Below are 15,188 nucleotides of genomic sequence, written 5' to 3'. Positions count from 1 at the left end.
ATAATGATTTTTTATGGTTAATAGTTTCTTTCTCCAAAAATCTTGCTTCCTACACGTATCAAGGTGCTTCCGGCTGCAATGGCCTCGTGGTAGTCGTGAGACATGCCCATGGACAGTTCCCGGAATGATTCTGCATCGGCAAACCACTTGGCTTTTACTTCATTGAAGAAGCTACTTAAAGAACAAAACTCAGTTTTGATTTGTTCGTCATTGTCCGTATTCGTGGCCATGCCCATCAATCCGCATATCCGGATATGCTTGAGCTCTCTCCATTCACCGGCGGCCAGCATTTCCCGGCATTCGTCAAAGCTGAATCCAAACTTGGTCTCTTCCCGGGCAATGTGCAGCTGCAGCAGGCAGTTGACGGTTTTTCCGGCTTTGGCAGCCTGCTTGTTCACTTCGGCCAACAGCTTGTAGGAGTCTATGCCATGAATCAGCGCTACGTAAGGAACGACATATTTTATCTTGTTTGTTTGCAGATGCCCGATGAAATGCCATTCTATGTCTTTGGGCAGACTTTCGTATTTGGCGGTCATTTCCTGTACCTTACTTTCTCCGAACACACGCTGGCCGGCACGATACGCTTCTTCTATCGCCTCGTTGGGGTGAAATTTGGAAACAGCCACCAGCCGTACCTTTGCAGGCAGTTCGCTCAGTACTTGTTTTAAATTCTCTGCAATCATTGGTTTAAATATTTATGATTTATGATTTATAATTTATGATTTATAAGCGATGTGCTATTATTGCGTATCTATAAATCATAAATTATAAATCATAAATCTGTTTACACTTCCGGTTTGTCGTTGGGCTCTGCACTGTACGGATATACATCCATGATTGCCGTTTCCGCTACAGATGCTATCTGGTAGTCGGCCATTGTGCCTTTCATGCCCTCATCCAGTTTCTTCACTGCATCACGCAGGTCGGCAGCCTGCACCAATACCTGGGTAGAGGTTTTCTTTTCCGCACCGCTTTTCTCGTCCAGTGTGATGAAAACCAGTTTACATTTAAACCAGCGGTCGGCAGCTTCCTCTTCGCTGGGGAACAATTCGCTATAGTTGGCACGTTTGATGTCCGATACGGTGAACTCTCCCGAAATGAACGGCGTCATCTCTTCGATGATGCGTGCTTCCGCTTCCGTAAAACTGAGGGCATCCACCAGGTATGGTTCGGTCACCTTCTTGTTCATTCCATTTTCCATTGTTTTCTCGTACCGGATCTTACATTCAAACCATGTATGCATTGCCATAATTTTCTGTTTTTAATTATTGATTTATTGTTAGTTAATCTGCTTTATGCGTGCCTATGCCCGCCAAAAGCATTGCAAAGATAGCCAAAAACTAAATGGATATAAAAAGTTGCCTTGCATTTTACGTGAAAATTTTATTGGAGACCGGGACGGTACGTATGGGCATAAAAAAAGGAGTACCGCTGTACTCCAACCTTTGTTAACCTTAAATCTAATACTATGAAAAACACATTGCAAAGGTACGGACTTTTTCGACATTTGCAAGAGTAACGGGGTATAAAGTGTGTATTTGTAACACTTATTATATTTTATACCTTTGTACTACATCTTTTTTAAAGCCTGAACACTGTTGCAGAAACATAAATTTGCATTTTCAAGGGAAGGGATTAGAAGGTAGTCTTAAAATCAGAGTTAAGATGAACTTGATTTTTAGGATGTAAGATACAATTGTTATTTTTCCTTCCACTCTTTCCCGCGCTTGTGCAGGTTTTTCAGCTCGAATGACAGCATGATACGGAAGAAACCTATAATCAGGAATGCAAACGAAATCATGTACACGGCGTAAAGGGCGCCTACTGCCGGTTGCCACAAGATGATGAGCGAGCAGATGACGGCAAGAATACCGAAAGCAACATACCATCCCCAGTCTCTTGTCCCGTATCTTTTGAGGTCCATGGCATAGCTACGGATGAGAAGCCGCGGAACATCAGCCAGAAAGCGATGATGAACGGAATGACTTCCATGCTGAGCATCGGATAAGCTATCAGGTAGAATCCCAGAATCATGTCGATGATGCCTCCAGCCAGATACCATCCCCAACTGGACACCCTTCTACGGTTACTTACTGCAAAAGATATTTCCAGCAGACCGCTGAACAACATGGAGATGCTAAACAGAATGCTCAATACCGCATACCCGCTGAGGGGGGAGAACATCAGGCTTATAGCCACTATTACATAAAGAATACCAAGAATGAGTGAAATCCACCAATTCTTTACTTCCTGCTGAAGTTCGTCAAAAATAGTTTTCATGTGAATTTAATTTTTTAAGTGATTATCATTAATTCGTACGTAGAATAACAGTTTATCCGGAAAAAAGTTTCGGGTGAACTTTTTCTGTATGTAATTTGTTGTGTATACATATAATTTGATAAAACTATGGCTACAACAAAATTTAAAGGACAACCGGTAAAGGTTATCGGTGAATTTATAAAGGTGGGCTCTGTTGCCCCCGATTTCGAATTGGTAAAAACAGATTTGTCTTCATTCTCTTTGAAGGGACTGACCGGGAAGAATGTTATTTTGAATATTTTCCCCAGCCTTGACACCAGTGTGTGCGCTACTTCTGTACGTAAGTTCAACAAACTGGCTGCCAGCTTGCCCGATACGGTAGTGTTGGCAATCTCCAAGGATTTGCCTTTTGCACATGCACGTTTCTGTACAACGGAAGGTATTGCGAATGTGATTCCTTTGTCTGATTTCCGTTTCTCCGATTTTGATGAAAACTACGGAGTACGTATGGCCGACGGACCGCTTGCCGGTTTGCTGGCACGTTCGGTAGTGGTTATCGGCAAGGATGGCAAGATTGCCTATACGGAATTGGTACCTGAAATTACACAAGAACCAGACTATGATAAAGCGATTGAAGCTGTAAAAAAGTAGAAAGTTTGGATTTGGGATAAACAATAAAAAGCGGTGGACAGAATTTATCATGCTGTCCACCGCTTTTTTATTATCATGCCGTTTTCTTTTTTATTTCTTCTTCATGCCTTTATAGATGAAGAATGCCACGATGAGTACGCCGATGCCGATAAATACATAACCTATCTCATGGCTGTATTCCGTTACTTTGGCAAGCAGCTGTTCTTCGTTCTCGATGCCGGGTACTGTGGACAAGTAATATCCGATGAAAGCCAGTATGGAATTCCAAAGGCCCGCACCCAGGGTGGTGTACAGCAAGAAAGTTCCCAGCTTCATGCGTGCCAGACCGGCAGGGATGGAGATCAACTGGCGTACGGCAGGTATCAGACGTCCTACAAAGGTTGATACGGCTCCATGCTTGTCAAAATATTCTTCCGCATGCTGCACTTTGGGCTCGTCAATGAGGCACATGTGCCCGAAACGGCTGTTGGCAAACTTGTAAATGATAGGCGTCCCAGCCATTTTGCCAGATAGTAGTTTATCAAAGCTCCGATATTTGCCCCTATGGTTGCAAACAATACCACCAGATATATGTTCATGTTGTCATTGTTGGCGGCTTTCCAAGCGGCAGGAGGAACTACAACTTCCGAGGGGAAGGGGATGAACGAACTTTCAATGGCCATCAATAAAGTGATGGTCCAGTAATTGAGGTGGTCGAGACACCATTGGATAAAGGCTACTGATTCCATTTGCTAGATTAGTGGATATAATTACTGTTATTGTAATGCATTGAAAATATTCTTCATTACTAAAGCCAGCTCTTCTTGATTATCTTCTTGTAGTATCTGTTGCAATTTGTCCAGTTCTTCCAGCCTGAACGGATGTTCGCACAGCTGGTTGTACTTCATGAAGTTCTCCTTGTCCTTGAGCAGCATATACAGAGAAGTCAGCCTTTCGTTGATACCTTCAAAGTCCGGTTCCATCTCTTTGACATGTTCAAAGGCCAGCTTGGCATAGCTCAGTTGCCCTATTTCCATGCTGCACATGCCTATTTCGTGCCAGGTATCCGCATAGGGGGCATATTCTAAAGCTTTGGCCCATTTCTTTACACCTTTCTCATACTCACCTTCTTCCATGTAGATGCGTCCCTCAATCAGGTACGGGTCTATCTCTTCGGGGGACAGGTCGTATGCTTTTTTACAATACTGGTGTGCTTTGCGTTTTTTTCCCATCTTGTGCAGGCATAGGGCTGCATTGGCATAAAGAGAGGGCAAGGCGAAGTCATGGCTGTCTTCGGCCGTTATGGCTTTTTCCAGATAGTCGTATCCTTCTTTCCATTCTCCTTTGGAGGCTTTGTTCAGACCGATGAAGGTGTTGATGAAACCGTGGGAGACGAGATGGAACTTTTCGGCCTGCAGGTAGTTCTCCATGGCGCTTTCTTCATTTCCCAATTGGAAGAAGGAATGTCCTTTCATCAGGTAGGCATCGGCAAACTCGTCATCGGCCACCGTGGCATAGTCGCATGCTTCGATTGCTTTGTCGAACATCTGCTGGTCAAAGTAGCAACGGGCCAGTCCAAACCAGTAAGGAGCCGAATAGGGGTTCTTGTCAATCAGCTTATTGAAAAAGAAGGTGGCTTTTTCAAACAGTCCCTGAGCATAGTAACAATCGCCGGTGACGGCAAGATAGGCTTCTTCTTCGGCATATTTTTCGAGTCCGCGCGTCAGCCATGTCAATGCTTTTTCCGGGGATCCCATGTCGATGTACATATAGGATACATCAACGATATTGGCCAGGTCATCCTTATCGTCTATACTGTCGAGTATCGCTTCCGCTTCTTCTTCTTTGCCTTCGTCCAACAGCAGGTTGGCTTTGAGCACTTTCACTTCGGAAGATTCTTCGGCAATCCGTTCCAATATATCTTTGGCTTGCTCTTTATGCTGGGTGTCGAGGAACAGGTATGCCTGCTCTACCAGCAGAGCCGTATTACCCGGATGTATTCCCAAGCCATACTCTACGACCTCGGTAGCCATGGCATATTTATGATGCACGGCATACCAGTCTGCTAGGTCGGCTAAGTCGTCTGCATCCAGATAGATGGTTTTGTTTTCTGCTTTGGCGGATTCATATTGTTCTGCCATTTCTTGCAGTTCCTTATCTCTTCCGGACAGCAGGTTTTTTTTACTCATATTCTTATTTATTGATTTTACCCCAAACGTCTTTCAGGCCTACAGTACGGTTGAATACCATTTTTTCTGGCGTGGAATCTTTGTCAACATTAAAATAACCGATACGTTGGAACTGCAGGTAGGAAAGGGGCTGCATGCCGGCAGCGTACTTCTCGATGTAGCAGCAGGGCAGCACATTCAGGGAGTCGGGGTTGATTATCTCTTTCATGGCTGTCAGTGCGTCGCAGTTCTTCGCTTCGCGGATGGCGGCAAGCTCGTCGCGCGGGTTTTCCACTTTCCACAGACGGTCGTAGAGGCGCACTTCCGCTTCGAGGCAGTGGGCACAACTCACCCAGTGGATGGTGCCTTTCACCTTGCGGTTGGCTCCGGGCAGACCGCTCTTGGTATCGGGGTCGTATTCGCAATATACTTCGGTGATTTCACCGGCGTCGTTTTTCTTGCAGCCGGTGCACTTCACGATATACGCGTTTTTCAGGCGTACCTCTTGTCCCGGTGTCATGCGGAAGTATTTCTTCGGGGCATCTTCCATGAAGTCGTCGCGCTCCATCCAGAGTTCGCGGCTGAACTCAATGAAGTGGCTGCCTTCTTCCGGATGTTCGGGGTTGTTGACGGCTTCCATTTCTTCCACTTGTCCTTCGGGATAGTTGGTGATGATGAGCTTCACGGGATTCAGTACGGCGGATACGCGGGTGGCGCGGTCGTTCAGGTCCTCGCGCACGGCGCTTTCCAGCAGGGCGAATTCATTGAGGGCGTCGTATGTGGTATAGCCAATCTTGTCGATGAACTTATGGATGGACTCCGGAGAGTAACCGCGACGGCGGAAACCGCAAATGGTCGGCATACGGGGGTCGTCCCAACCGTTCACCAGGCCTTCTTTGACCAGTGTCAGCAGGTTGCGCTTGCTCATCAGCGTATAGCTGAGGTTCAGTTTGTTGAACTCATACTGATGGGGGCGGTTATCGTCGAGGTCTTTGCCTTCCTTCACCCAGTCCACGAAGAGGTCGTAGAGCGGACGGTGGGGTACAAACTCCAGTGTGCAGAGCGAGTGGGTCACGCCTTCGAAGAAGTCGCTTTGTCCGTGGGCGAAGTCGTACATCGGATAAGCCTTCCAGGTGGTGCCCGTACGATGGTGCGGATGCTTCACTACACGGTAGATGATGGGGTCGCGGAAGTGCATGTTGGGGCTTGCCATGTCTATCTTGGCGCGGAGCACCATGGCACCTTCCTCAATTTCACCGCTGTTCATCTTCTGAAACAAATCCAGTGTCTCTTCGATGGGACGGTTGCGGTAAGGGCTTTCCACACCTGCCTGGGTAGGAGTGCCTTTCTGGGCGGCAATCTGCTCGGAAGTCTGTTCGTCAATGTATGCCTTGCCCTCTTTGATGAGGCGGATAGCGAAGTCCCACAGTTGTTGGAAATAGTCGGAAGCGTAATATTCGTTACCCCATTTGTAGCCCAGCCATTGGATGTCCTCCTTGATGGCTTCTACGTATTCCACATCTTCTTTGGTGGGATTGGTGTCATCGAAACGCAGGTTGCAGACGCCACCGTGTGCGGCGGCAATGCCGAAATCAAGGCAGATGGCCTTGGCGTGTCCGATGTGGAGGTAACCGTTCGGTTCGGGCGGGAAGCGTGTCTGTACTTTTCCCCCGTTTTTACCCTCTTTCAAATCGTTATCTACTATTTGCTCAATGAAGTTCAAACTCTTTTTTTCGCTTGTTTCTTCGCTCTTTATTTCTGCCATAATGTTACTATTTTCGTATCGTGGGGACAAAGATAGGGTAAAAAAATGAAGAATGAAGAATGAAGAATGAAGATTTATTCTTTATGTACCGGGATATATCCGCTCTCTTTGATGATTTTCTGTCCTGCGGCAGACAAGACGAAATCGAGCAGAGGGGCTATGGCCGAGGCGTTCTTCCGGTTATAATAATAGTATAGCGGGCGCACTATCGGATAAGTCTTATTGATGGCATTCTCCAGCGTGGGAGCGGCATAATGCTGTCCGTCGTATGAAACGGCGAGCGTCTTGATGCGCGGCGATACATAGGCTAGGCCCACATATCCGATGGCTCCGCGGGTTTGGCTGACGGACTGGATAATGGCTCCCGTGGCAGGCATGGAGAGGCTGCTGCTCATGTAGTTCTTGTTTTTCAGCACGCTCTCCTTGAAGAACTCGTAGGTGCCGGAGGAAGTCTCGCGGGAGTAGACTACGATTTTGCGGTCGTCTCCACCCACTTGCTGCCAGTTGGTGATTTTGCCCCGGAAGATATCTTCCAGTTGTTGGCGGGTCAGCTGTGTCACCGGGTTGGAGGGGTGGACTACTACGGCAAGGGCATCGTAGGCGATGGGTACTTCCGCCAGTTCCTCTCCCGCAGCTTTGGCCTTCATCTTTTCGCTGAACTTGATGGCGCGTGAAGCCATGGCGATGTCCGTGGTCTGGTCCAGCAGGGCTGAAATACCGACACCGGTTCCACCGCCGGTCACGGTGACACGGGCAGAGGGGTTCAGGGTCATAAAGCGTTCGGCGGTCTGTTGCGCTATGGGGAGCACGGTGTCGCTACCTTTGATGCGCTGCGCCTGCATGCCGGTGGTGGCGGCTGCCAGGGCGAGGAGTAGGAGTAATTTTCTTGTCTTCATAAAACACATGATGCAAATAGGGTAAACACATGATGCAATTGGGGCAAACGCATGATGTAAACCGGTGGTATGCATCATGTAATCTGGCTCAACGCATGATGCAAATTAAGGCAATGGATATTACAGATGTGTTACATGGGGTGCACTTTAAGCTGTTGTAACAGTTTTGTAACATGTTTGAAACATTTCTTTCAAACGTTAGTCACACTGCCTTAACATCCGGTCTGTTCCTTTGCATACAGAAATCAATAGGCAACATGAAAAAGATTTTTGAGAAGATTGTAGAAGGTATACTGGCTTGTAGCGGCTTTGTGACGAGCCTTACCATCGTACTTATCGTCGTGTTCCTCTTTTCCGAAGCGCTGGGCTTGTTCAGCAGCAAGGTGATAGAAGAAGGGTATGTATTGGCCTTGAATAAGGAGAACCGGGTGGACGAACTGACTCCGGCACAGATAAAGAATGTCTTTGATGAAGAGCTGACAAACTGGAACGAAGTGGGAGGGGAGGACCTCCCTATCCGTCTTTTCCGTTTGGAGGACATCTCGCTGTATTATACGGAAGAACAGTTGGGCGCTTCCTACGAAAATGCAGGTGCCTGCATTACGGAGCTGGTGGAGCGTACGCCTGGCATTATAGCCTTTGTACCGCAGCAGTTCATCGTCCGTCCGGACTCGGTGCATCTACTGAAAGACAACACCATTTCGGTGAAGGACGTCTTTGCCGGTGCCGAATGGTTTCCCACGGCAACACCTGCTGCGCAGTTCGGCTTTTTGCCGCTCATTACGGGGACGCTGTGGGTCAGTCTGTTTGCCATCCTTTTTGCACTGCCGTTTGGTCTGTCGGTGGCAATCTATATGTCGGAGGTTGCCAATTCCCGGGTAAGGAATCTGCTGAAACCCATCATTGAGTTGTTGAGTGGCATACCGTCGGTGGTTTACGGCTTTTTCGGCTTGATTGTCATTGTGCCGTTTTTGCAGCAGGTGTTCAACTTGCCGGTGGGCGAGAGCGGGCTGGCGGGCAGCATCGTGCTTGCCATTATGGCGTTGCCCACCATCATTACGGTGACGGAAGATGCGATGAGAAATTGCCCTCGTGCCATGCGCGAAGCCAGTCTGGCGCTGGGAGCGTCGCAATGGCAGACTATATATAAGGTGGTGATTCCTTACTCCATTTCGGGTATCACCTCCGGGGTGGTGTTGGGTATCGGTCGTGCGGTGGGCGAGACGATGGCTGTGCTGATGGTGACGGGAAACGCCGCCGTCATCCCCCATACCATCCTGGAACCGCTGCGCACCATTCCGGCAACGATTGCCGCCGAACTGGGTGAGGCGCCTGCCGGCGGACCTCACTACGAAGCATTGTTCCTGCTGGGGGTCGTGCTGTTCTTCATCAGTTTATTGATAAACTTCACGGTGGAAGCAGTTTCGCCAAGACGAAAATAAAAGAAGATAGATATGGTCAATAGAAAGCATCTTTCGCAAAACGTGGCATTCGGCTTGTTCCGTCTGTTGAGTCTGAGTGTGGTGGTGATTCTTTTTGCAATCCTCGGTTTCATTATATATAAAGGTATAGGAGTCATCGATTGGGAGTTCCTCACTACGGCTCCTGCCAACGGTATGACTGCCGGTGGAATCCTTCCTGCCATTGTAGGTACGTTCTGCTTGATGGCGGGCAGTGCCTTGTTTGCTTTTCCGGTAGGAGTGATGAGCGGCATTTATATGAATGAGTATGTGCCGAAAGGCTGGGTAGTACGCTTCATACGGATGATGACGAATAATCTGAGCGGCATCCCTTCCATCGTGTTCGGTCTGTTCGGCATGGCGCTGTTCGTCAATTATATGGATTTTGGCGACAGCATCCTGGCAGGTTCGTTGACACTGGGCCTGCTGAGTCTGCCTTTGGTTATCCGCACCACGGAAGAAGCGCTGAAAGCCATCCCCGACAGCATGCGCGAGGGAAGCCGCGCGTTGGGAGCCACCAAGCTTCAGACCATCTGGCATGTCATTCTGCCGATGGGGATGCCCAATATCATCACCGGACTGATTCTGGCGCTGGGGCGTGTTTCGGGCGAGACGGCACCCATCCTTTTCACCTGTGCCGCCTACTTCCTGCCACAACTGCCTGCAAGTATCTTCGACCAGTGTATGGCGCTTCCTTATCACCTCTACGTCATCTCTACCAGCGGCACCGATATGGAGGCGCAACTTCCCATCGCCTACGGCACGGCACTGGTGCTGATACTCATTATCCTCCTGGTGAACCTGCTGGCAAACGCCCTGCGGAAATACTTTGAGAAGAAGATTAAGACGAATTGAAAACATATACAATAGGTATGAAGAACAAGATAGAAACCCGTGACGTGAACTTCTGGTATGGCGATTTCCATGCCCTGAAAGGCATCAGCATGGACATTGAGGAGAAGTCTGTGATAGCCTTCATCGGCCCCTCGGGCTGTGGAAAGTCTACCTTCCTGCGCCTGCTGAACCGCATGAACGATTTGGTTCCCGATACCCGTCTGACCGGCGAGATACGCATTGACGGACAAGATATCTATGGAAAAGGAGTGCAAGTGGACGAACTCCGCAAGAACGTGGGCATGGTGTTCCAGCGTCCCAATCCTTTCCCCAAGAGTATCTTCGAGAACGTTGCCTACGGACTCCGCGTGAACGGTGTGACCGACAATACCTTTATCCGTCAGCGGGTGGAAGAAACCCTAAAAGGAGCCGCCCTTTGGAATGAGGTGAAGGACAAGCTGAATGTTTCTGCCTACGCCCTCTCCGGCGGGCAACAGCAACGCCTCTGCATAGCCCGTGCCATGGCGGTGTCTCCTTCGGTCTTGCTGATGGACGAGCCGGCATCTGCCCTCGACCCCATTTCCACTGCCAAAGTGGAAGAGCTTATCCATGAGCTGAAGAAGCAGTACACCATTGTCATCGTCACCCACAACATGCAGCAGGCTGCGCGTGTCAGTGATAATACGGCCTTCTTCTACATGGGAGAGATGGTGGAGTTTGGAGATACCCGGAAGATATTTACGAACCCCGATAAGGTGGAGACACAGAACTATATCACGGGACGTTTCGGGTAACGGATTGTTCCTTGTGGAGAAACGGGCTGTTTTCCCTCGTGTAACAAAGTGTTTCCCCTGGTGTAACAAAGTGTTTTCCCTCGTGTAACAAACTGTTTCGTGCCTTGAAACGAACTGTTCTATATAAGAAAAGTCAAGTTGTATAAAAGTAATCTTAAAATAGAAACATTATGGTGAAGTTTATCGAATCTGAACTCGTCTTGCTGAAAAAGGAAATAGACGAAATGTGGACCCTGGTATATAATCAGCTCGACCGTGCAGGCGATGCCGTGCTCACGCTGGACCGGGAACTGGCCCAGCAGGTATTGGTGCGCGAACGTCGTGTCAATGCTTTCGAACTGAAAATAGACAGCGACGTGGAGGACATCATTGCCCTTTACAACCCCGTTGCCATCGACCTGCGCTTTGTGCTTGCCATGCTCAAAATCAATACGAACCTGGAGCGTCTGGGCGACTTTGCAGAAGGCATTGCCCGCTTTGCCCTCAACTGCCATGAACCTGCTTTGGATACCGAGCTGGTCAAGCAACTCCGTCTCGAAGAGATGATAGTCCAGGTGCTCTCCATGCTCGAGCTTGCCAAGCAGGCACTTCAGGAGGAGAGTCAGGAATTGGCTACCGCCGTGTTTGCCAAGGACAATATGCTGGACGAAATCAATGCGGAGGCCACTGCCATCCTTGCCGACTACATCAGCCGGCATCCGGAGAGTGCACTCTCTTGTCTGAATCTGGTGAGCGTGTTCCGCAAGTTGGAGCGCTCCGGCGACCACATCACGAATATTGCCGAAGAAATAGTGTTCTTTATCGACGCAAAAGTGTTAAAACATAGCGGGCGGATAGACGAACACTACTTAAATGATAAGAAATAAACAAAATTTTAGGATAATTTCAGTGTTTCATGGAAAATAGCCTTATATTTGTCCATTGAAAACGATTGCAGGTGTAGAAAAATGCTTTGAAATGATAATAAACTTAAATGATTTTTTGAAAAGATGTTATAAGACATGTTTTTTAATTTGGTTAGTATCACGAAAAGCGCCTATATTTGCATCGTTATCCTGAAAACAATCTTTTTACCTTAAAAAAAAACTAATACCTATTGAAAACTGAAAAAGGAGGCTTTGTGAAAAGCTTCCTTTTTTTGTGCCTATACGAGGGGCTTTTTGTATCTTTGCGCATATTAATAATAAATCGTATATAATCTAAAAGTATAGAGAACCATGTTTTCCGGAATAGTAGAAGAATGTGCCACACTGGTGGCGATGGTCAAAGACCAGGAGAATGTACATTTTACTTTTAAGTGTTCATTCGTCAGTGAATTAAAAATAGACCAGAGTGTGTCTCACAACGGTGTTTGCCTGACGGTAGTCAGCCTGACGGATGATACCTATACCGTGACGGCCATGAAGGAAACACTGGACCGTTCCAATCTTGGCTTGTTGCAGGTGGGGGATGAAGTGAATGTGGAGCGCAGCATGATGATGAACGGTCGCCTGGATGGCCATATCGTTCAAGGGCATGTGGACCAGACTGCCACTTGCATCGATATAAAGGATGCGGAAGGAAGCTATTACTTTACTTTCCGGTATGCTTTTGACAAGGAGATGGCAAAGCGCGGCTACATCACGGTAGACAAAGGCTCGGTAACGGTGAACGGTGTCAGCCTGACCGTGTGCAATCCCACCGACGATACTTTCCAGGTGGCCATTATTCCTTACACCTTCGAGCATACCAATTTCCATGCTTTCAAAGTGGGCAGTGTGGTGAATCTGGAGTTCGACATCATCGGCAAGTACATCAGCCGCATGATACAATATAAATAAGGTAACGGCACTATGGACGATTTCCTGCAATTAGTGGCATCCCGTCAGAGTGACCGTGCCTATGATATGACTCGTGCCGTGGAGCCTGAGAAGCTGGAATGGATATTGGCTGCGGCTTGTCTGGCTCCGTCCGCCTGCAATGCACAACCGTGGAAGTTCGTGGTAGTTACGGAGCCGGAACTGTCTGCCAAGGTGGGCAAGGCCGCTGCCGGACTGGGGATGAACAAGTTTGCCAAGGATGCTCCCGTTCATATTCTGGTGGTGGAGGAGTCCATGAATGTCACTTCCTTCCTGGGTGCAAAAATCAAGGGTAAGTATTTTCCGTTGATTGATATTGGTATCGCTGCCGCACATATCACGTTGGCGGCAGAAAGTGAAGGGCTGGGTTCCTGCATCTTGGGCTGGTTTGACGAAAAGGAGATAAAGAAGCTTGTCGGAATCCCGGCGGGGAAGCGGCTTCTGCTCGACATTACGATTGGCTATCCGGTGAAGGAAAAACGGAAAAAATCGCGGAAGCCGAAAGAAAAGACGGTATCTTATAATAAGTATTGACTGATTAATATCGGTGATTGAGGGTCAAAAAGAATGCAGATACGGAGTTTTCGGAAAGACTTCCGCGTGCTTACAAATCCTTCAGCAGCACCTTGCTTGCATTCTTGTAGTATTCTTCCCGTGCCTTCAGCAATGCTCCCCATTGGCTGTTGAATTCATTTTCCTTATCAATTTTGAAATCTTCTGAGCCGTGTGTGTCCAGCTTGTCCAGCAGGAGGGCCACATTCATCTTGTTGATATCCATGGAAGGCTGGTAAGCGATGTCTTCACTCTTTTCATCGGTCACCACTTCATGCAGGAGGTTGATTTCCTGCAATTCATAAAGGGTTTCGTGTGTCAGCCGGATGGGAATCTGGCACTCTTCGGATATCTCTTCGGCCGTATAGGGCTGGGCGTCTTGTTCAAAGCGCTTGGCTATGAGAGACATTATCAGGATGGAGATAAAGTCGCGGTAGCGCCGGCTGATGTTGCGCGCATCCTTGTCGAAGCTGAAGTTCCGGATATTCTGTCCGGCGTAGGTCAGTTCGGCGCCGAATAGGCAGATGGTCCAGGATACCTGCAGCCATAGCAGAAACATCGGGAGGGCGGCGAAACTACCATAGATGGCATTGTAACGGGAAACCCACAACTGGCTGCTGATGTAGAGGAACTGGAATGCCTGGTGTGCCGTACCTGCCAGAATACCGGATATGAGTGCGTGTTTCAGCTTGACCTTTGTATTCGGCATAAAGACGTACAGTGCTGTAAACATGAACCAGGTCAGCACGAAGGGGATGAGGCGCACCATAAACTTGCCGACGGGAGCCAGCAGGGTAAAGTCTTCGAGGTTCTTCACCATCGTACTCATGAAGATGGAAAGACCGCCGGACACCACCAGCAGAATGGGCATCAGCAGGAGCATGGAGAAGTAATCCGTTATTTTGCGGTACATGCTGCGCGCCTTTTTCACCTGCCAGATGCGGTTGAAGGTGATTTCCATATTGTTGATTAGGTTCAGGACTGTCCATAGCAACATAATCAGACCCACTCCGATGAATATTCCACTCTTGGTCTGAGACAAATACGAATTCACGAATTGCAGGATGACTTCCGTGGTTTCCGTAGGACCGCCGAAACCGTTGACAATCTGGCTTTCCATCAGATTGTCGAATCCGAAACCGCGGGCTATGGCAAACAAGATGGCAAGAATAGGCACGATGGCAAGCAGCGTACTGTAAGTCAGCGCCGAGGCTTTGTTCACTATCCGGTCTTTGGTGAAGCGGTTGATGCAAAGATAAATCGTCTTGATGATATTGTATACGGAAAAGGTCGTTCGCGTGACTTCATCTTCCGTAATACGCCAGATGTCGTAGGTGAGGAATTTCCAAAGGGCAGCAATACGCTTGTTCATGCTATTATCTCGATTATCCATTGTCAATAAAAAAAGCAGTCAGTCTGTAAGCCGGGTTCTGTTCTTCTGTTTCTGAAAAAGCCTAATTAGGAATTATCCATTCTTCATTATCCATTCTCCATTAAAGAAGTGTCTGTCATTTATCTGAGCCGTATGTCACCATACAGGCTTTAGCGGTCTACCCTCCGACATGGAGCGAGCAACTCTCATAACGTCGGTTTACATGACCTTACAACTCCCAAGACGCACAGCCCTTGTGTCGCCACAAGACTGGTAGGCTCTTACCCCACCTTCTCACCCTTACCGTAGCCCAGGGGCGACGGCGGTTATTTTCTTCTACGTTACTCTACCCTCACGGACAGCTTTCTGTTAGGAAGTGGGACGCTCTGTGTTGCCCGGACTTTCCTCATACGCACGAGGCGCAAGCGACAGACCGACCAACTGCTTTATGGGGTACAAAGATACGGAATATTAATGAAGAATGAAGAATGAAGGATGAAGAATTTGTTGTGCAGTGTGCGGATGCAGTACGGATGAATCCTTCATTCTTTATTCTTTACCCTTAATTATCTTAAAAACATGTATCTATTTCGGAATAAATTCGTAGCTTTGCTATTAGT

The 15,188-nt window shown here is 48.1% G+C and carries 13 protein-coding genes, 1 other RNA gene and 2 pseudogenes; 7 read left to right on the top strand and 9 right to left on the bottom strand.

The window, feature by feature from the left end:
- Positions 1-17: 17 nt before the first annotated feature.
- The 3 genes and pseudogenes from JCM16496_RS09680 to JCM16496_RS09670 all read right to left on the bottom strand — a co-directional run bounded on the left by JCM16496_RS09680 (position 18) and on the right by JCM16496_RS09670 (position 2,280).
- Positions 18-683 carry a YggS family pyridoxal phosphate-dependent enzyme gene (locus JCM16496_RS09680; RefSeq protein ID WP_025833956.1) on the bottom strand — a complete coding sequence of 222 codons (666 nt, stop codon included), beginning with the start codon at positions 681-683 and terminating at the stop codon, positions 18-20.
- A gap of 101 nt (positions 684-784) precedes the next feature.
- Positions 785-1,249: a DUF4494 domain-containing protein gene (locus JCM16496_RS09675; RefSeq protein ID WP_025833955.1), complete on the bottom strand. Its 465-nt coding sequence runs from the start codon at positions 1,247-1,249 to the stop codon at positions 785-787.
- Positions 1,250-1,699: 450 nt separating this feature from the next.
- A pseudogene (locus JCM16496_RS09670) lies at positions 1,700-2,280 on the bottom strand (HdeD family acid-resistance protein).
- 126 nt (positions 2,281-2,406) lie between these two features.
- Between JCM16496_RS09670 and tpx the strand changes: the two are divergent.
- Positions 2,407-2,910 carry a thiol peroxidase gene (tpx, locus tag JCM16496_RS09665; protein ID WP_025833953.1) on the top strand — a complete coding sequence of 168 codons (504 nt, stop codon included), beginning with the start codon at positions 2,407-2,409 and terminating at the stop codon, positions 2,908-2,910.
- A 90-nt stretch (positions 2,911-3,000) separates the two neighbouring features.
- On the opposite strand, the pseudogene JCM16496_RS09660 reads toward tpx, so the two are convergent.
- The 4 genes and pseudogenes from JCM16496_RS09660 to JCM16496_RS09645 form a co-directional block, all read right to left on the bottom strand.
- Positions 3,001-3,638 (bottom strand): annotated as a pseudogene (locus JCM16496_RS09660) (DedA family protein).
- A gap of 27 nt (positions 3,639-3,665) precedes the next feature.
- On the bottom strand, positions 3,666-5,078 hold the full coding sequence (locus JCM16496_RS09655; RefSeq protein ID WP_025833951.1) for a tetratricopeptide repeat protein: 1,413 nt from the start codon (positions 5,076-5,078) through the stop codon (positions 3,666-3,668).
- A gap of 4 nt (positions 5,079-5,082) precedes the next feature.
- Positions 5,083-6,822 carry a glutamine--tRNA ligase/YqeY domain fusion protein gene (locus tag JCM16496_RS09650; protein ID WP_025833949.1) on the bottom strand — a complete coding sequence of 580 codons (1,740 nt, stop codon included), beginning with the start codon at positions 6,820-6,822 and terminating at the stop codon, positions 5,083-5,085.
- 74 nt (positions 6,823-6,896) lie between these two features.
- Positions 6,897-7,718, bottom strand: coding sequence for a PstS family phosphate ABC transporter substrate-binding protein (locus tag JCM16496_RS09645; RefSeq protein WP_025833948.1), 822 nt, complete (start codon positions 7,716-7,718; stop codon positions 6,897-6,899).
- Between the two features lie 257 nt (positions 7,719-7,975).
- Here JCM16496_RS09645 and pstC point away from each other — a divergent pair, with 257 nt between their 5' ends.
- The 6 genes from pstC (at position 7,976) to JCM16496_RS09615 (ending at position 13,178) form a co-directional block, all read left to right on the top strand.
- Positions 7,976-9,160, top strand: coding sequence for a phosphate ABC transporter permease subunit PstC (pstC, locus tag JCM16496_RS09640; protein ID WP_025833947.1), 1,185 nt, complete (start codon positions 7,976-7,978; stop codon positions 9,158-9,160).
- Positions 9,161-9,172: 12 nt separating this feature from the next.
- On the top strand, positions 9,173-10,033 hold the full coding sequence (gene pstA, locus JCM16496_RS09635) for a phosphate ABC transporter permease PstA (RefSeq protein WP_128809525.1): 861 nt from the start codon (positions 9,173-9,175) through the stop codon (positions 10,031-10,033).
- Between the two features lie 17 nt (positions 10,034-10,050).
- Complete coding sequence (gene pstB / locus JCM16496_RS09630) at positions 10,051-10,806, top strand: phosphate ABC transporter ATP-binding protein PstB (RefSeq protein ID WP_025833944.1); 756 nt, start codon at positions 10,051-10,053, stop codon at positions 10,804-10,806.
- A 170-nt stretch (positions 10,807-10,976) separates the two neighbouring features.
- The gene (gene phoU, locus JCM16496_RS09625; protein WP_025833942.1) at positions 10,977-11,672 is read left to right on the top strand and encodes a phosphate signaling complex protein PhoU; all 696 of its coding nucleotides are present in this window, start codon (positions 10,977-10,979) and stop codon (positions 11,670-11,672) included.
- 351 nt (positions 11,673-12,023) lie between these two features.
- Complete coding sequence (locus JCM16496_RS09620) at positions 12,024-12,626, top strand: riboflavin synthase (protein ID WP_005832292.1); 603 nt, start codon at positions 12,024-12,026, stop codon at positions 12,624-12,626.
- 12 nt (positions 12,627-12,638) lie between these two features.
- Entirely contained in the window at positions 12,639-13,178 is a 540-nt protein-coding gene (locus JCM16496_RS09615) for a nitroreductase family protein (protein WP_025833939.1), read from the top strand.
- Between the two features lie 70 nt (positions 13,179-13,248).
- Here the strand turns inward: JCM16496_RS09615 and JCM16496_RS09610 are convergent, their stop codons facing one another.
- Together JCM16496_RS09610 and rnpB are read right to left on the bottom strand one after the other, a co-directional pair.
- Positions 13,249-14,568: a YihY/virulence factor BrkB family protein gene (locus tag JCM16496_RS09610; RefSeq protein WP_025833936.1), complete on the bottom strand. Its 1,320-nt coding sequence runs from the start codon at positions 14,566-14,568 to the stop codon at positions 13,249-13,251.
- 31 nt (positions 14,569-14,599) lie between these two features.
- Positions 14,600-15,013, bottom strand: an RNA gene (gene rnpB / locus JCM16496_RS09825) — RNase P RNA component class A.
- Between the last annotated feature and the right edge of the window lie 175 nt (positions 15,014-15,188).

The sequence above is a fragment of the Bacteroides rodentium JCM 16496 genome, assembly GCF_000614125.1.
GTDB classification, from domain to species: Bacteria; Bacteroidota; Bacteroidia; order Bacteroidales; family Bacteroidaceae; genus Bacteroides; species Bacteroides rodentium.
Note: the sequence above shows the minus strand (reverse complement) of the source record. Positions and strands in the feature narration are given on the sequence as shown.